Source organism: Niallia sp. NCCP-28, assembly GCF_023168165.1.
In the GTDB taxonomy this organism is placed as follows: Bacteria; Bacillota; Bacilli; order Bacillales; family Cytobacillaceae; genus Niallia.
Genome location: NZ_BQYJ01000003.1, coordinates 404150 through 423175, shown reverse-complemented (window position 1 = coordinate 423175; position 19026 = coordinate 404150). Strand labels below are relative to the sequence as shown.

The 19026-nt window shown below is 36.9% G+C and carries 13 protein-coding genes; 2 read left to right on the top strand and 11 right to left on the bottom strand.

Features of this window, described 5'->3' with window-relative positions; all coding sequences use genetic code 11:
• Positions 1-460: 460 nt before the first annotated feature.
• The 4 genes from NCCP28_RS11355 to NCCP28_RS11340 form a co-directional block, all read right to left on the bottom strand.
• Complete coding sequence (locus tag NCCP28_RS11355; RefSeq protein ID WP_248561519.1) at positions 461-1126, bottom strand: VOC family protein; 666 nt, start codon at positions 1124-1126, stop codon at positions 461-463.
• Positions 1127-1185: 59 nt separating this feature from the next.
• The gene (locus NCCP28_RS11350) at positions 1186-1662 is read right to left on the bottom strand and encodes a DinB family protein (protein WP_248561518.1); all 477 of its coding nucleotides are present in this window, start codon (positions 1660-1662) and stop codon (positions 1186-1188) included.
• A 304-nt stretch (positions 1663-1966) separates the two neighbouring features.
• A complete protein-coding gene (locus NCCP28_RS11345; protein WP_248561517.1) occupies positions 1967-2449 on the bottom strand; it encodes a GNAT family N-acetyltransferase in 483 nt (160 codons plus the stop codon).
• Positions 2450-2680: 231 nt separating this feature from the next.
• A complete protein-coding gene (locus tag NCCP28_RS11340; protein ID WP_248561516.1) occupies positions 2681-3664 on the bottom strand; it encodes a ketoacyl-ACP synthase III in 984 nt (327 codons plus the stop codon).
• Between the two features lie 676 nt (positions 3665-4340).
• On the opposite strand from NCCP28_RS11340, the gene bcaP reads away from it, so the two are divergent.
• A complete protein-coding gene (gene bcaP, locus NCCP28_RS11335; protein WP_248561515.1) occupies positions 4341-5726 on the top strand; it encodes a branched-chain amino acid transporter BcaP in 1386 nt (461 codons plus the stop codon).
• A 98-nt stretch (positions 5727-5824) separates the two neighbouring features.
• Here bcaP and NCCP28_RS11330 read toward each other — a convergent pair whose 3' ends face one another.
• The 4 genes from NCCP28_RS11330 to gltB form a co-directional block, all read right to left on the bottom strand.
• Complete coding sequence (locus NCCP28_RS11330) at positions 5825-6043, bottom strand: hypothetical protein (RefSeq protein ID WP_248561514.1); 219 nt, start codon at positions 6041-6043, stop codon at positions 5825-5827.
• 85 nt (positions 6044-6128) lie between these two features.
• Positions 6129-7271: a zinc-dependent alcohol dehydrogenase gene (locus tag NCCP28_RS11325; protein WP_248561513.1), complete on the bottom strand. Its 1143-nt coding sequence runs from the start codon at positions 7269-7271 to the stop codon at positions 6129-6131.
• A gap of 188 nt (positions 7272-7459) precedes the next feature.
• On the bottom strand, positions 7460-8953 hold the full coding sequence (gene gltD / locus NCCP28_RS11320) for a glutamate synthase small subunit (protein WP_248561512.1): 1494 nt from the start codon (positions 8951-8953) through the stop codon (positions 7460-7462).
• 16 nt (positions 8954-8969) lie between these two features.
• Positions 8970-13532, bottom strand: coding sequence for a glutamate synthase large subunit (gene gltB, locus NCCP28_RS11315; protein ID WP_248561511.1), 4563 nt, complete (start codon positions 13530-13532; stop codon positions 8970-8972).
• A gap of 138 nt (positions 13533-13670) precedes the next feature.
• Between gltB and gltC the strand changes: the two genes are divergently transcribed.
• On the top strand, positions 13671-14573 hold the full coding sequence (gltC, locus tag NCCP28_RS11310; protein WP_248561510.1) for a glutamate biosynthesis transcriptional regulator GltC: 903 nt from the start codon (positions 13671-13673) through the stop codon (positions 14571-14573).
• Positions 14574-14632: 59 nt separating this feature from the next.
• Here the strand turns inward: gltC and pepF are convergent, their stop codons facing one another.
• The 3 genes from pepF to NCCP28_RS11295 form a co-directional block, all read right to left on the bottom strand.
• Positions 14633-16423, bottom strand: coding sequence for an oligoendopeptidase F (gene pepF, locus NCCP28_RS11305; RefSeq protein WP_248561509.1), 1791 nt, complete (start codon positions 16421-16423; stop codon positions 14633-14635).
• 101 nt (positions 16424-16524) lie between these two features.
• Complete coding sequence (locus tag NCCP28_RS11300; RefSeq protein ID WP_248561508.1) at positions 16525-17142, bottom strand: protein kinase family protein; 618 nt, start codon at positions 17140-17142, stop codon at positions 16525-16527.
• A gap of 375 nt (positions 17143-17517) precedes the next feature.
• A complete protein-coding gene (locus NCCP28_RS11295) occupies positions 17518-18633 on the bottom strand; it encodes an NADH-dependent flavin oxidoreductase (RefSeq protein ID WP_248561507.1) in 1116 nt (371 codons plus the stop codon).
• Positions 18634-19026 lie beyond the last annotated feature (393 nt).

Here is a 19026-nt window from a genome sequence, read left to right as displayed (position 1 = left end):
GAAAAATCTAAAAACTTGCTATACTAGATGAAAAAGGCAAAGGAGAAAAAACATGCTATTGCGAACAGCACATAAATCAGAAAAAGAAGCTATCTTTCAAATGGGTTTTAAAGAATGGGCAAAAGGGCGAATTTTCACCAAATATATACAAGATAACAAAAAAGAATAAGAGTACGGAACACATTACATATATGTTGATGATAAACATAATATAATTGGTTCATTTAGCATTTTATCTTTCTATTTGCAGCAAAAAACTCCTCTTTTTGGTATTGGCTCTATTTAATCAGTAGAGAACATCAAGGAAAGGGATATGGAAAAAAATGCTGCAAACCTTCCTTTCTGCTGATAGCCGAAATATCTTTATGCTTTACAGATAGTCACTACAAAGAAATTTGCACAGTAGCAAAATCAGAAACGCCTTCTTATTTTTAATCTTTTTTCATTAAAAAATAGGTTACTAGAATACCTTTCCTGTAGTTATAATCCCTTTATTTGTATGAATCACTAATGGTGCCTCTATAGCTGTTTTTGCAGAAAATAGCCATTTTCTTCCTAATGGCGATAAAATAATAAATGCTCCATCTTCATATTCGCCAAAAAAATTCAGGTAATTTTCTTCATATAATTTTTTTTGATGGCGGATTGGAATATCTAAATACTGTATTTTTTCTGCATATTCTTTTATTTTACTTGTTCCTAAACCGATTTCACTAATGGATAAAATATTGTCTTTTGGCAAAAAAACTTTATATGAAGATTTAGGAGAAGTTTCTTTTCTTGCAATCAATTCCACAATATTGCCTGCCGGATCTTCAAAATAGCATGCTTTTGCTTTCATAAACTCACCAAACTCAATTTCATCTTCCCCTTCTTCTTTGGCAAGTGCTACTTTGCTAGAAAGCCATGCTTTTGCTTCCTGAAAAAGATTGGCATGAATATTAAAAGCAAAATGGTAAAAATAATCATGCTGTTCATCTTTTATAAAAGTGAGAACGCTTTCTCCAACTTGAAAAGAAACACGATTGTCTTCACTTATCTGTTGAATAAAACCAAATATATTTTTATAGAAAGCGACTGTTTCTTTAAAATGATTAATCGATAATTCTATTTGTTTAATCTTCATAGCCAGCCCCCTATTGAATAAAGGGACTTTCCTGTCTTATAAAAGTCCCTTTTTATTTATTATGCCTGCTGTTCTTTTGTTGGTCCCATAACACCTGGGACCACTAGCCCTGCTTGTCGGAGCAGCACAGTCATTTGGCCCCGATGATGGGTTTGGTGATCAATTAATGTGCGAAGCAAAGCTCCCCTTGGAACTGGTCCTTTAAAACTTTCCACCGTTTCATTGATCATTTCATCTGTGAGTGTTTTTTCAACAGCTGCTTTTAGTTCTTCGGCTACTTTTTTGTAGCTTTCTGCAATCTCTTTTGCACTTTGCGGAATTTCATTGCGATTTAATTCTACAGGAACCTTTACCCCAACAAGTCCCGCAAAAAAAGTTGGTGTTGTTGCTAAATGCCAGCCAAGCCACCCTAATGTATTATGCCCTTCTACAATGGCTTGATCTAATTTTTCATCTGTTATTGCTTCTAACACTCGAATTGTTCCTTCTGCCTGAAGAGACCAATCTGCTAAAAAATCATTTACTTGACGATACATATATATTCACTCCTACTATTTCTTCTATCATCTATCATTTTAAATCAAGTGTTCTTTATTATTCAAATAATAGAAACTTTATTTGAATAATAAAGACTTTTCCTATAGGAAAATAAGTACTGTAAACTTTAATTGAAACTTTTATCTGTTAGTTATCAACTGTTTGATGCGTAAAATTTATTGGGCTAGTGTTTTTCTACAAGAAATAAACTTTTTTCCAAAATTGATTTATTAAAATTATTTATTTATTTGTTTAGTTATTTTTGAATGCGTAAAATTTATTAAGAGAGTTTTTCCTATTCAGCTATTTCGCCTCATAAAAGTCCTTCTTCATCACCCCTGTTCTTACTGCATATCCATTTGGATTAATCACTTCCCCTTCTTCAACAAGATGAAAACCGATAGATTGATATAATTGGATATTTCCTTCTAAAGACATTCTTACTTTGCATTCCATTTTATTTTTCTCCAGTTGTTTTGCATAGTTTTCGAGCCATTGAAGCATGTATTTGGCTATTCCTTTTCCTCTATATGCCGGCAAAACAGCTAACCGGGAAAAATATAATGTCTCAGTCTTTTCCATAAAACGCACAGAAGCTATCGGGCCTTCCTCTATTAAACAAATGGCAAAATTTTCGATACCGTTTTTAAAATTTTCTGTCAATACTTCAATTGGTTCAGTAATCGCACTTGATGGCACTTCGAGTTTTCCATATTCTTTAAAAGCTTCACACATAATCTGATGGGCTGCATTAATTGTTTGCATTGTCCCAAGTTGTACTTTCATCTTCTGTTCCCCCTTTACGTTTCGCTGATATACATCTAGTTTAACAAAAAAAGGGAGTCCATTCAGAAAAAATCTCCCCATGATCTCCCTTTTTTCTTATGAATTGTTGCTTTTAAAAGCACAGCCTAATTCCAATGGACAAGCGCCAAGTTTATCTGTATTCAGACTGCTGCATCTATCTTCACCCATTTGGTCTATTAAAAAATAAATTTTTTTGAGAAAAAAGACTTTTTAAATATTCCACTCTATCAATAATCCTGCTTGCGTTAATCCTCCGCCAAATCCGAATAAAAGCAATTTATCTTTCGTTTTTAATTTTCCCGCTTTTACTGCTAAATCCATGGCAAGTGGAATGGTTGCACTAGATGTATTTCCATAATCAATTAAACTGACCAATGTTTTTTCTAGCGGATAGCCGCTTTTTTCACAAATCGATTCAATCATTCGCAAATTGGCGCTATGGGGTACAAACCAATCTACATCTAAAAGATCAATGCCTCCATTATTTGCGACAGCTTTCATTCCTTTTGGCACCGTCGAGACAGCCCATTTATATACTTCTCGGCCATTTTGCACAATATTTCCATCCGCTTTCAGAATGATGCCATCCATTTGTTCTGAAATGCTTGTCGCATAAAGATTTTTGCCAGCTTCCCCTCTTGAATCAAGGAAAAAGGAAAGGAAACTTGGATTCTTCTCATCATATTCTACTAACACTGCTGATGCCCCGTCGCCAAACAGAATACATGATGTCCTGTCCTCATAGTCAGTAATTTTCGTTAATGCTTCGGCTCCGATTACAAGAATTTTTTTATTCAAACCTGCCGTTATTAAACCATTTGCAACATGCAAACCATAAGTAAAGCCAGCACATGCTGCGTTTAAATCAATGGTTCCCGCATTTTTTATTCCTAACTTTCCTTGCACAATTGCAGCAACACTTGGCGTCTTAAAATCCGGGGTCATGGTACAGACAATAATCATTTCAACATCTTCTATAGGTTTAGAGTAGCGTTTCATTAAATCAAGTACTGCCATATATGCTAAATCGCTTGTAAATTCATTTTCTTCTGCCATTCGTCTTTCTTTAATGCCGGTTCGTTGGATAATCCAATCATTATTGGTTTCGACTATACGCTCCAAATCTTCATTTGTTATCTTTTTTTCTGGAACATAGGATCCAATTGCGGTAACTCGGGCTTTCGAAGTTAACATAACATCCAACCTCGCTTCTTTTTCACTAGATATTAGTATCAGGTACTAACTTTATTCCATCATATCATTATTTTTCTAGAAGAACCAGATTATAATAAAATTATTATAGCTTTTTAAACGCTGTTTGTTCCCTTTTGCAATCATCGGGAAAATATAATAATAAAGTGAAACTTCAATCAGTGGGAATTTTCCACGTCCCCTGATTATTAGTGGAACCAATCCGGCTTTTATGAACAAGTTTCTACCCACCTAGATTTCTCGGTTTCTCTGATAATCCCTTAGGCGGGGGTCAAAATCCCGTTAAATAGTGATAAAATTCAGAATGTAGACAAAAACAAAAATGCATACTTTCAGGCTGATTGAAAACGTCTGTCTTTTAAGGAACGAACCTTTGCGAGGAGCGGAGTTACCAAGGGAGATAATGAGCACCAAAACAAGGTGAGCAACAAAAAGCGGAACTTTGTCAGCAGCCTATAAAATTATCTTATTCGTATTAAATTTATTATTTTATAATATTTTATGCAATTGGAAATTTAATGACATTGACATTTTTTCTATGCACTAATATAATCACCTAGGTGTGTTTTTTCGACAATTAATTCATTTTTGAAATGTAAATTGTTAGAATATTTCTATTAAAGAAAAATATTTTTATATTTAGGAGGATCGTATTCTAATGAGTCAACTTTTTCGCAGGAAATCGATGAACTTAATGATTTCTCAATCTCAAAATAAAACATTAGAACGAACCATGGGTGTTTGGGACCTGATTTTTTTAGGAGTAGGATGTGTAATTGGGACAGGGATTTTTGTAGTGACAGGAGTAGTAGCAGCGGACAGTGCTGGGCCTGGCATTATGCTTTCTTTTGTTCTTGCAGGGATTGCTTGTGCTTTGGCTGCTTTTTGCTATGCAGAATTTTCATCTGCTGTTCCATTATCGGGAAGTGTATATACCTATACGTATGCTACTTTAGGAGAACTGTTTGCCTTTTTAATTGGCTGGGACTTAATGCTTGAATATGTGCTCGCTGTTTCTGCTGTTGCAACAGGATGGTCTGCTTATTTTCAATCATTAATCGCAGGATTTAATATCCACCTTCCTGCTGTTATTTCATCAGCTCCAGGCGTCGGCAAAGGCGGCATGATTGATTTGCCTGCTATTTTGATTATTATGTGCATTACTGCACTTGTTTCAAAAGGCATTAAAGAAAGCATTAAATTTAATAATATCATGGTTTTTGTAAAATTAGGGGTTATTCTCCTCTTTATTATTGTTGGTGTATTTTATGTAAAACCAGATAATTGGACACCATTTATGCCCTTTGGTTTTAGTGGCGTTATAACTGGAGCTGCTACTGTTTTCTTTGCATATATCGGTTTTGATGTTATTGCAACTGCTTCTGAGGAAGTTAAAAATCCTGGAAAAACAATGCCGATTGGAATTATTGGATCCCTGGCGATTTGTACAACACTATACATTGCCGTATCAGCTGTTTTAACTGGAATGATTCCTTTCACTGAACTAAATGTTGGAGCACCTGTTGCCTTAGCATTAGAATCAGTAGGCCACAACAGCATTGCCGGCATCATTTCTGTTGGTGCTGTTATGGGAATCACCACAGTAATACTTGCATTAATTTATGCACAAGTCCGTTTAAGTTTTGCAATGAGCCGCGATGGATTGTTGCCAAAAATCATGTCTAGTGTTAACGAAAAAACAAAAACGCCATTTAAAAATACATGGCTAACAGGAAGTATTGCAGCATGTATTGCCGGTTTTGTTGATTTAACTACATTGGCGCATTTAGTTAATATGGGCACACTCGCAGCGTTTACGCTTATTTCTATTGCCATTATTGTACTTCGCAAAAAATTTCCTGACTTAAAAGGATCCTTCCGTGTTCCTTTTGTGCCAGTGCTGCCTATTATCAGCGCCTTATTATGCTTAGGTCTTGCAATTAGCCTCCCTGGCATTACATGGATTTCTTTTGTTATCTGGCTTGCGATTGGAACCATTATTTATTTCCTTTATTCAAAAAAGCATAGTAATTTAAATAAATAGCAAAAGAAGAAGGAAACAAGCTTATTTCTTCCTTCAGACTGTAGACAAACTCTCCTTAAAAAGAAAGTTTGTTTACGGTTTTTTTGTTTATTTTTCTTTTAACTTAAGATAGAGGTTTCCACTTCAGAGGTTCGCTTTCTACGGGGCGAGCGCCGAGCTGCTTCACTTCCCTCCTGCAGCTGTCTCTCTAATCCAGTAAGAGTCTCTCCTATCCGCTCCAATCGACTTACTTTCAATCTATCATCAAATTCAAATCTTCCATCTTTTAAAATAAAGATAGATAAATGGACAGATGAGCAACTTTGCTTTCCCAACATTCTTTTATCCAAAGAGACCAATTAGAAATGATAACATAACAGCCATAAAAAAATAGCTCCAAGCAGGAACTATTTTTTATGGCTATTATGGCTTTAACACTACTTTAATGACATCATCTTCATGTTCATAAAACATTTTATATGCTTCGCTTGCCTGGTCCAGCGGCACTTTATGTGTGATAATTTCAGTTGGATCAAACTCTTTGTTTGCTATTTTGTCAAATAACATTGGCATATAATGAATCACTGGCGCTTGTCCAGTTTTTACTGTAATGTTCCGTTCAAAAATATTCCCTAATGGAAACATATTATATGTGGATCCATAAACGCCAGTAAGCTGCATCGTCCCGAATTTTCTGACAGAATTCATGCCAATTTGAATTGCGCTTAATGTGCCGCCTTGCAGTTTTAATTTTTGTTCAACTTTTTCCATCATATTTTTTTTGCCATCCATGCCAACACAATCGATGACAACATCAGCGCCGCCTTTTGTTATTTCCTTAATGTACATGCCTGTATCTTCATGCTGGTCAAAATTAATAATCTCCACATTATTCATTTTTTTTGCATGGTTTAATCGATAGGGAATATTATCAACAGCAATAACACGTGTTGCCCCTTTCATCCATGCAAATTTTTGTGTCATTAAGCCCACAGGTCCACAGCCTAATACAACTACTGTATCCCCTTCTTTTACTCCAGAATTTTCAACGCTCCAATATGCTGTTGGAAGTACGTCTGACATAAACAACAAACCTTCATCTTCTATTTCACAAGATTCAGGGATTACAAATGGCATAAAATTCCCATAAGGAACACGAAGCAATTCTGCCTGGCCGCCAGGATAGTTTCCGTATCGTTCTGTAAAACCAAAATATCCCCCGGTATCCGCTTGTTCTTTATGTGGGTTAGAGTTATCGCATTGACTTTCCATATCATGTTCACAATAATAACAATGTCCACAGGAGATATTAAATGGAAGGACAACCCGATCGCCTTTTTTCACCTTTGTAACATCTGGGCCTACTTCTTCAACAATTCCCATTGGTTCATGGCCGATGACGTAGTCTTTGTGTGCTGGCATTGCTCCCAAATAAATATGTAGATCTGAACCACATATAGCTGTTGAAGTGATGCGGACAATAATATCGTCTTTTTTCTGCAATGTCGGATCTTCCACCTGTTTTACTTGAATATCTTTTGCTCCTTGATAGGTAACTGCTTTCATTTCCATCCCCCTAAAACTGTTATGTAAAAACACATACCTCTTTCTGCATGGCTATAAACCTCTATAAAAAATCTTCCTTTTGCACTTTTTCATATTGTATATCACTTCATCAAAATTATACAAAAAAATCCAGAGGAAAATCTTCCTCTGGATTTTAATTGCATTTATTTATGATAACTGTCAACTATTTAAGCATTCACTGTCGGCAAATGAGAAACGCCCATTAAATATTGATCCACTTTGCGCGCTACTTCACGGCCTTCATTGATTGCCCAAACGATTAAGCTTTGGCCTCTTCTTGCATCTCCTGCAGCGAAGACACCCTCTACATTTGTTTGGAATTCGCCATATTTTGCAGCAATTTTGCGGAATTTAGTATCTACGCCAAACTGCTGAAGCACTGGCTGTTCCGGTCCTTCAAAACCAATTGCGATAAATACCAATTGCGCTGGCCATACTTTTTCTGTACCAGGAATTTCATTAAAAATAAAAGTTCCGTCTGCTTGTTTTACTTTTTCCATTGAAATCGTATGAAGCTCTTTTAAGTTGCCATTTTCATCTTTTACGATTTTTTTCGTTTGAATGCTGTATTTTCTTGGATCACTGCCAAACTTTTGTTCTGCTTCTTCATATGCATATTCTAATGTAAAAACCTGTGGAAATGCTGGCCACATATTATCATCTGTACGCGTTTCCGTTAATCTTGGATGTTTCCCAAATTGCACAACAGATTTGCATTTTTGGCGAAGTGCTGTTGCCACACAGTCTGCACCAGTATCTCCCCCACCGATAACAATAACATCTTTTCCTTCTGCATTAATGAAATTTCCATCTGCAAAGTTGGAATCAAGCATGCTTTTTGTTGCTTTTGTCAAATAGTCCATTGCAAAATGAACACCATTTGCTTCTCTGCCTTCAATTGTTAAATCACGCTGTTTTTGCGCTCCTGTACAAAGAATGACCGCATCAAATTGTTGTTTTAGTTCTTCTGCTGTAACATCTTTGCCAATCTCTGTATTTGTAACAAAATCAATGCCTTCTTGTGTTAATAATTGCACTCGGCGTTCTACATCTTTTTTCTCTAATTTCATGTTAGGAATTCCATACATTAATAATCCGCCTGGGCGATCAGAACGTTCAAATACAGTAACTGAATGGCCTGCTTGATTCAATTGATCTGCACTAGCAAGTCCTGCAGGTCCTGATCCAACAATCGCCACTTTTTTGCCTGTGCGATTTTTTGGGATTTTTGGTGTGATCCAACCATTTTCAAATCCTTTATCGATAATCGTGCGTTCAATATTTTTAATGCTAACCGCTGGATCAGAAATTGCCACTGTACAAGATCCTTCACATGGAGCAGGACAAGCACTTCCGGTGAATTCCGGGAAATTATTTGTTTTTAGCAATCTATCTAGTGCTTCCTTCCATCTGCCCCGGTAAACAAGATCATTCCATTCTGGTATTAGATTGTGGATTGGGCATCCTGATGTAGATCCTGAAATTTCCATTCCAATATGGCAGAATGGCGTTGCACAATCCATGCAGCGTGCTCCTTGTCTACTAAGCACTTCATCAGAGAAAGGAGCAGAATATTTTTTAAAATCATTTAAGCGGGAAAGCGGAGATCTTTCTTCCGCTTCCTCCCGTTTAAATTCCATAAAACCAGTTGCTTTTCCCATTACATTCTCTCCTCTCTTACTGAACAGCTACTGTGTCTTTAGTAGTTTTGTGTTTTTTTTTCTCTTGGTTTGAATTGCTTTCAAATGCCTGCATTACTGCCTCGTCTTCAGATAACCCGCTGTTTAAGCCCGCTTGAATTTCTGAAATCATACGTTTGTAATCTTTCGGAATCACTTTTACAAATTTGCTTACTGCTTTATCCCAATTTTCCAGCGTTTGTTTTGCTACAATGCTGTCTGTTTGCTCTTGATGTTTTTCAATTAATCGTTTTACTGCTTCTATTTCTCCTGCATCTTCCAGTGATTCAAAAAGAATCATTTCTTGATTGCAAAGATTTTTAAATGCTTTTTTGTCATTTGCAAGCACATATGCTACCCCACCAGACATACCTGCTCCAAAGTTTTTCCCTACTTCGCCTAATACTACTACCTGACCTCCAGTCATATATTCCAGACCATGGTCGCCAATACCTTCTACTACAATATTTGCTCCACTATTACGTACAGCAAAACGTTCGCCCGCTTTTCCATTTACAAAGGCTTCGCCATCTGTCGCACCAATAAAAGCAACGTTGCCTGCAATTACATTATCTTTTGCTACATATGAATCAACAGAAGGTGCCTTTACAATGATTTTTCCGCCAGATAAACCTTTTCCTACATAGTCATTTACATCCCCTGTTAAATAAAGGCTCATGCCTTTTGGAATAAATGCTCCAAAACTTTGGCCTGCAGATCCTGTGAAATGCAGATTAATTGTGTCGTCCGCCAAACCTTCTTCTCCATATTTTTTTGAGATTTCACTGCCGACAATTGTACCGATAACACGATTTGTATTTTTTACCGTATAATACAGATCAATGTTTTCTCCTTTTTCGATTGCTTTTTCTACAGCTGGCAAGATTTTTTGCATATCTAAGCTTTCATCGATTTTATGATTTTGCGGTTTTTGGAATGTACGAGGCCCATCCATTTGATGCAATAACTTGCTTAAATCAAGGTCTTTTGTTTTCCAATGAGATTTTGCTTGTTCGCTCACTGATAAAAGATCTGTTCTTCCAATCATTTCTTCCACTGTTCTGATGCCTAGTTGAGCCATTAATTCACGCACTTCTTCTGCAACAAAACGCATAAAGTTGACAACATGATCAGGATCTCCTGCAAATTTATAGCGAAGCTCTGGATTTTGTGTCGCAACACCGACAGGACATGTATCAAGGTGACATGCACGCATCATTACACAGCCTAAAACGATTAATGGCGCTGTTGCAAAACCAAACTCTTCTGCCCCTAAAAGCGCTGCTAAAACAACGTCTTTTCCTGTCATTAATTTCCCATCTGTTTCTAATACAACACGGCTTCTTAAACCGTTTAGCATCAATGTTTGGTGCGTTTCTGCTAAACCAAGTTCCCATGGAAGACCTGTATGCTTGATGCTTGTTTTTGGAGATGCACCCGTTCCGCCGTCATAGCCGCTTACTACGATAACATCTGCAACACCTTTTGCCACACCTGCAGCAATTGTGCCGATTCCGCCTTTAGATACTAGTTTTACGCTGATTCTTGCCTCTCTATTTGCATTCTTTAAATCATGGATTAGCTGCGCTAAATCTTCAATTGAATAAATATCATGATGAGGAGGCGGTGAAATTAAGCCTACACCTGGTGTAGATCCACGCACTTCTGCAACCCACGGATATACTTTATTTCCCGGAAGCTGTCCGCCTTCTCCTGGTTTTGCACCTTGCGCCATTTTAATCTGCAGTTCATCTGCATTGATTAGATAATGGCTTTTGACTCCAAAACGGCCAGATGCAATTTGTTTGATGGCACTGCGGCGATTGTCTCCATTTGCATCTAATTCAAAACGCGCTGGATCTTCTCCGCCTTCTCCGCTGTTAGAGCTTCCGCCAATTCTATTCATGGCAATCGCTAATGTTTCATGTGCTTCTTTGCTTAAAGAACCAAATGACATCGCTCCCGTTTTAAAACGTTTTACAATGGATTCAACTGATTCTACTTCATTAATATCAATAGCATTTTCTGTATTAAAGGCAAACAGATTGCGCAAGAATGTCACTCTTTCTGCATTTGCCGCATCTGAATATTGTTTAAACAGATTATAGTCTCCCTTGCGGCATGCCCATTGCAATGTATGAATGGTTTTTGGGTTAAAAGCATGATGCTCTCCCCCTTTTCTCCATTGGAAGTCGCTTCCTGAATCTAATGTTTCATCAATAGTTGGTGCATATGCTTCCATATGACGATCTGTTGCTTCTTTTGCAATTGTATCAATGCCAATTCCGCCTAATTGAGAAACCGTGCCTGTAAAGTATTTTTCAATCACATCGTGCCCAATGCCGACCGCTTCAAAAATTTGGGCGCCGCGATAGCTTTGGATAGTAGAGATACCCATTTTGGACATTACTTTTACAACGCCTTCTGTTACAACTGTGTTAAAACGTGCAACAGCTTCCTCATATGCTAATTCCAATACGCCTTCTTGGATGCTTTGTGCATACGTTGCATATACAAGATATGGATTGATTGCATCTGCACCAAAACCGATAAGGCTTGCAAAATGATGAACTTCTCTCGCTTCTCCAGACTCCACAATAATGCTTGCTTTTGTGCGAATTCCTTTTTTTGTTAAATATTGATGCAAAGCACTTGTAGCCAATAAGACTGGAACCACTTTTTTATCTTTATCCATGTTCCGATCTGAAAGAATCAAAAGGCTAGTTCCTTTATTAATTGCCATTTCTGCCTGCAGTAGCAATTGTTCTAAGCTCGCCTCTAAGTTGTCTTCAAATAAAATGTCTAATTTTTTCGTGGAAAATTCTGATAATTCAAGGCCTTTTAATTGCTCCAATTGTCCATTTGAAATAATTGGGGTACCCAATTGAATACGACGGCAATTTGAAGCATCTGGGTGAAGCAGATTTTTTTCCGCTCCCAGCCATGAAAGCGTTGATGTTACTAAATGTTCGCGAATCGCATCAATTGGCGGATTCGTAACTTGAGCAAATAATTGTTTAAAATAGTTGAATAAGCTTTGAGATTTATCTGACAATACAGCAAGCGGAGTATCATTCCCCATTGAACCAAGAGGATCTTTTCCTTCCACTACAACAGGAATTAGATTTTTTTGTACATCTTCATACGTATATCCAAATGCTTTTTGTCTTGTTAACAAGTCTGCGATTTCTTCAGAAGTTTCTTCCTTTGTTGCATCCAAACGAACCACTTCTTCATCCAGCCATTTTTGATAAGGCTCTTTTGCAACAATTTCTCCTTTTAATTCTTCATCGGAGATAATGCGGCCTTCTTCTAAATCAATCAACAGCATTTTGCCTGGACTTAAACGATCTTTATATAAGATATTTTCTTCTTCAACAGGTATTACTCCCACTTCTGATGAGAAAATAATATAATCATCTTTTGTTACATAATAACGCGCTGGCCTTAAACCGTTTCGGTCCAAAATCGCCCCGATTTGTTTTCCATCTGTGAATGAAATTGCCATTGGACCATCCCAAGGCTCCATTAAGCTGGAATGATATTCATAAAAAGCTTTTTTCTCATCCGTTATATGCGGATTTTCTGTCCAAGGCTCTGGAATCAGCATCATGGCTGCATGTGCTGGCTTGCGTCCAGCTAGAACAAAAAATTCTAGTGCATTATCAAAAACAGATGAGTCACTGCCGTTTGCATCAAGGATTGGCAATATTTTTTCTAGATCCTCTCCAAATGCTTCCGATACAAATTGCTGTTCTCTTGCTTCCATCCAATTCAAGTTGCCGCGAAGCGTATTAATTTCTCCGTTATGAATGATATAACGGTTTGGATGGGCTCTTTCCCAGCTTGGGAATGTATTTGTGCTAAAACGGGAATGCACTAAAGCAAATGCAGAAACAAATGCTTCATCTTGTAAATCCAAATAAAATGTTCCTACTTGATCAGAAGTCAACAGTCCTTTATACACAATTGTTCTTGTAGAAAGGCTCGCAAAATAAAAATCTTTTTCCGATGCTTTTCCCCAATTTTCTGCAAGTTTGCGAATAATGTATAATTTGCGTTCAAATGCCAATTCATCTTGTTTATCAACATTTTCGCCTGCTGCAATAAATACTTGGCGAACAATCGGGCAGCTTTCTTGAGATATTTTTCCGATTTTTCTGACATCTGTAGGTACAGTTCTCCAACCAAGGAGCACTTGCCCTTCTTGGCTTATATATTGATTGATTTGGGCTTCAATTTCTTCTCTATTATCATCTTTTTGCGAAAAGAAGATCATTCCTACACCATATTGCCCTTTTTCCGGCAGTGTAAAATCTTTTAATTCTTTGCGAAAAAATATATCTGGAATCTGGACCATCAGCCCTGCTCCGTCTCCTGTTAACGGGTCGCTTCCTTGTCCTCCGCGATGATCTAATTTGCAAAGCATACTTAAACCATTTGTTACGATTTCATGCGTTGCCTCTCCCTTAATATGGGCATATAAACCGATTCCACATGCATCGTGTTCAAATTCTGGTCGGTAAAGACCTTGTGCTTTAGCTAATTGGTTGTACGTCATTTCAACCACCCCTGTCAGATTTTCTAACAATTTTTTTAGTTCAGATAACTTTATTATACTATGCAAATTCATATAAACAATATATTATTTGGATAGAAGTTATCTATTTTTGATATGAATGGAGGAGAAAACAAAAAAGTGGAGCTTAGACAATTAAAGTATTTCATTGAAGTCGCAGAGCGAGAACATGTTTCAGAAGCCGCTGAACACTTGCATGTCGCCCAATCAGCCATCAGCAGACAAATCGCCAATCTAGAAGACGAACTAGGTGTCAGCCTCTTTGAACGGGAAGGAAGGAATGTAAAACTAACCTCCATTGGAAAAATCTTTTTAGAACATTCTTTAGCGATTATGAAGCAAGTTGATCTTGCAAAGGAACAGATAGATGCCTATTTAGATCCAGATAGAGGCTCCATCAAAATCGGCTTTCCAACAAGCCTGGCAAGCCATTTGCTGCCTACCATCCTTTCTGCCTTTAAAGAAAAGCATCCAAACATCGCTTTTCAGCTAAGGCAAGGATCCTACAGCTTTTTGATTGAGGCAGTCAAAAACAAAGATATTGATTTAGCTTTTTTAGGACCTGTGCCAACAGATGATTATTCTATAAAAGGGGAAATATTATTTACGGAACGGATTTTAGCATTGCTGCCCATTACTCATATTTTAGCAGAAAGAAGGAGCATCCGTCTAAGAGATTTGCGAAACGATGATTTTGTACTGTTTCCTAAAGGTTATATTTTACAAAAAATTGCTTATGAAGCATGCAAACAAGAAGGCTTTTTGCCTACAATCAGCTCAGAGGGAGAAGATTTAGATGCCATTAAAGGATTGGTATCTGCTGGAATGGGTGTCACGCTGCTCCCTGAAAGCACGTTTTATGATACCGTGCCAAAGTTCACAGTAAAAGTGCCCATTGAAAATCCAATCATTAATAGAACAGTCGGTGTCATTATTCCCAAAAACAGAGAGCTTCCTCCATCTGTACAGACATTTTATCAATTTGTTATCGAATTTTTTTCTATGCTCCAAAGATATCAATAAAAATAGCGGATTTTTGCTAAAAAAACAGAGGGTAAATAGTTACCCTCTGTTTTTTTCCTTTAATCCCCCATAACTTCCTTTATTAAACCATAAAAAATCGACATTGCATGATTAATCGGCTCTGGAGTCGTTAAATCAACGCCCGTTTTTTTGAGCAGCTCCAATGGAAAATCAGAGCTGCCGCTTTTTAAAAACTGCAAATAATTTTCTTTTACAGAGGGATCTCCCGAAAGTAATTTATCGGCAATCATAATGGCAGAAGCAAAACCTGTTGCATACTTATATACATAAAAAGGACGGTAAAAATGAGGAATTCTAGACCAGCCATACTTTACTTCCTCATCAACAACCAGCTGTTTCCCATTATAGGCAATAAACAGTTCTTCATAAATTTCATTAAATAAATCAAGCGTGAGCGGTTCTCCTGCTTCCGCTTTTTCATGGACAGTCTTTTCAAATTCACTGAACATTACTTGTGTGAAAAAAGTTCCTTTAAAACTATCGATAAAATGATTGACTAGATGCTCTTTTTTGGCGCTGTCTGTTTCTGTAGATAATAAATAGCGAATCAGAAGCACTTCATTGACAGTGGAGGCAACTTCTGCCACAAATATACTGTATCCTGCTGTAATTTGCGGCTGATAGGTGCTGCTGTAATAAGAATGCATTCCATGTCCGCATTCATGAGCCAATGTAAATAAGCTATCTAAATCATCCCTATGGTTTAATAAGATAAATGGATGAACCCCATATAAACCCAGGTTATAGGCGCCAGACCTTTTTCCAGGTGTTTCCCTGACATCCAGATAACGTTTTTCCTTAAAGGTTTTTAATATGTCTATATACTCTTCTCCTAATGGTTTTAATGCCTTTAGCATTGTTTCATATGCTTGCTCAAAGCTTATTTTTTCTTTGGACGCTTCCCCTACTAATGGTACACTTAAGTCATATGCATGCAGATTCTCCAGACCAAGCTTATTTTTGCGATATTCCATATAATCGGACATATAAGTCAAGTTTTTGCGAGTTGCTTCAATTAAATTTTCATATACTTCTTTTGGGATGCGATCACTAAATAAGCTTTTTTCTAAAGCAGATGGATAATGGCGGATTTTCGATAATTTAACATTGTTTTTTACTGCCGAAGCAAATGTTGCAGCAATCGTATTTTTCAGCGTCACATATGGTTCATAGTATGCTTTATATGCTTCTTTTCTTTTTTCCCGATCCTCATCCTCGATCAACTTTGCATACATGCCACGCGTCAATTCTATTTTTTCTCCATCATCATTCGTCACTGTCCCAAACTTAATATCAGCATTATTAATCATGCCAAATATTCTGCTTGGTGCAGATATTGCTTCCCCCATTTGAGCCATTATCTCTTCTTGTTCTTTTGACAGCACGTGTTTTTTATAGGAAAAAGACTCCAATAAATCTTTTTCAAAATATTTCAAGCCTTCTTCTGCTGCTATGTATTGTTTTAATGCTTCATTCTCTAGACTTAATAAATAAGGCATAAAAAAGGAAGTGGAGCTGCTCCATTTTTGGCCAAGCTGCCTTGTTTTATCAACAAGTTTCTGTGAATCTCCTTCTCTTGTATCCATATCTAGTGAAAGCATGCTGTATCCTGATAATTTTGTATATACCCTTTCTATCTCTTCTGATAAAGTTAAATATCCAAGCAAACTTTTCGCATTTGTAATCTGATCATTATATTCCCCGATTTTCTTTATTAGCTCTTCTGCTTTTTTATAATCTTTTTGCCATGCTGTTTTATTTGGATAAATATCCTGCAAATTCCATTGTTCTTGTTCCGGCACTTCTTTCCGGCTTTTATATGTATTCATTAGCCTAATTTCCTCCTTTAATGGATAAAATAATATTCAGCATCTATATATATTCTAATACTCCCCTATACAGATGCTGGTATAAATTCACTTTCCTTCTATTAATGAAATAAAGCTTTCAGCAAGTCCCTTTTATACAATATGCGGATTGTATGCAAAATATATTTGCTCACTTTTTTTGGAAAGTAGCGTTTTTGGTATATTTTATAAAAAGCCGTTTTTAAATCTTGCCATTGTTTACATTTTTTCTGCTGTCTGAATCGGGCTAAATCAATAATTTTAATTCCATTATCTTTTGTTAGAATAATATTTTTCAAATGAATATCCGATGGGTTTAAACCTTTTTCCTTCGATAAAGAAATAGCAAAATCCGTTTCCTTTATATGTTCTTCTGAAATAAGAATTCCTTCTATTAAACAATCAAACAATGTTTTCCCCTCTATATAATCCATCACCAAATAATTTTGGCCAATTTCATAGATTTGAGGGAAATAAGGAATTCCCTTAACCGCCTGATAGATTTCTCCTTCTTCTTTTGCCAAATGTTCATATTCTTTAAAAAACACTTTTAAGCAAACATCTGTATGTTTTATTTTAAAACAATACGCACTTCTTCCTTTTCCAATCAACTGCAAGTCTGGATGTTTTTTTGATTCTGAATAGCTTTTATTAAAAAAATTATAGTGAATGGTTTTTGCTAAACTTTCATAATGCGTCAAGAGGCTTACCTCCTTTTTTATCCCTTTGATAAATGAACTCTAACTGCCTAATTCTTGCACATGGAGAATACACATTGAAGGAGTATGCTGATTTTTTGTAAACGCAGCGCGAAGGTAGACCAAAAACATGCAAAATGCAACAGCTGAGAATTCCCCGCTTTTATCTATCCCGATTGTTTGGTGAAATACTTTTTCACTGACCTAACAAAAGGAATTGCTTTCTATAAAATAAAGGCTTTGTTAAACTAGCCTGTTGATTGCAGCAAGAGACGTTCCTTTTCCCCGGAGGCAAGCGCTGAGTCGCTTCAATCAACAAATAATATAAAACCAACACTATCCACAAAATCAAAATAAAAAATTGGTTTTTCACCTATATTATACGCCTGGGAACCAGCCTGGTGAAGAAATTATCACGTTCCAAAGCGGAGTTGGCAACACTAATTCTTTTTGTTTTTCTTTCTTTATTTCGGTGATGATTTGATCCTCTTGGCCTGCTTGCACCTTTTGCACCCACTCTGGATCGATAATTAATTCGCGCCCAATCGCTAACAAAGAAATATTTGTTTCAAATGCTTTTGCAGCATCTTCTGGTGTATAAATGCTTCCTACACCAATTACAGGAACACGTCCAGCAACTCTTTCTACAATCCACTCTATGCGTGACTTGGATGCCTCTTCCCCTCGTCTTGGCTCCGACCAGAAATCTTGTACAGATACATGCAAATAATCTAGATTTTCATTCAATAGTGCATCAATCAGCCCGTATGTTTCTGTCATCGTGATTCCAGGAGTTTCTGGCTCTTCTGGAGAAAAACGATAACCAACAATAAATGAAGATGGCGCGTATTTTTCTACAGCACTTTTCACTTCTCTAACAACCGCAAGTGGAAATGCTAAGCGATTTTCTAAACTTCCACCCCACTTATCTTCTCGTCGATTAGTATGAGGGGAGAAGAATTGCTGCAGCAAATATCCATTCGCCCCATGGATTTCCACACCATCAAAACCTGCTTCGATTGCCCTTTTTGTTGTTAATCCAAACGCTGTGATTATTTCTTGAATTTCCTCTTCTCTTAAAGGACGAGGCGACGGCAAAGGATTCTGTGCCACATCGCTTGCACTGACAAGTTCTCCATTGGGTACTAGTTCAGGGGGACAAGAACGTCCTCCATGAAAAATTTGCAGCACCGCTTTTGCACCTTCTTCTTTTATTGCAGCAGCTAACGAAGCAAGACTGTCTATCATCTCATCTGTATGGCCAGCAAATTCTCCTGGGAACCCTTTTCCGTCTTCTTTAACATATGTACAAGCCGTAATAACCATGCTCACTCCTTTAGATCGAGCACGGTAATAATCAAGTTCTGCCTGTGAAACAGTTCCATCCTCATTTGATGAAAAATTAGTCATTGGGGCCATTATAATACGATTTTTCAAATCTAATTTATCAGAAAATGAAAACTGCTGAAAAAATGATTGATACTTGGCATTCATTTATTACTACCCCTTTACTTTATAGATAATAGTTTTTGGCTAATATAACCCATTTATCTGCCAACAGACAAAAAAGATGCATCAATATAAAAAAAACCTTACTTTTCCTTATGAAGTAATGCCATCTTATTATGTCAGGAAAAGAAAAGTCAATTTAAACAGCTTGAAACAAAAAAAGAATGCTTTTATAAGCATTCTCTCAGAGTGTCGAAAAAGTTTGACAGTAAAAAATCAGGCTGAATGAAAACGTTTGACTATCGAGGAATCCCACTTTTTGAGGAGCGGAGTTACCGTTTGGTGGTAATGAGCACCGCAAAAAAGGGGAGTGACGAAGAGAGCGAACGTTTTTCAACAGCCTGAAAGAATGCTTTTATAAGCATTCTCCGCTGCTTA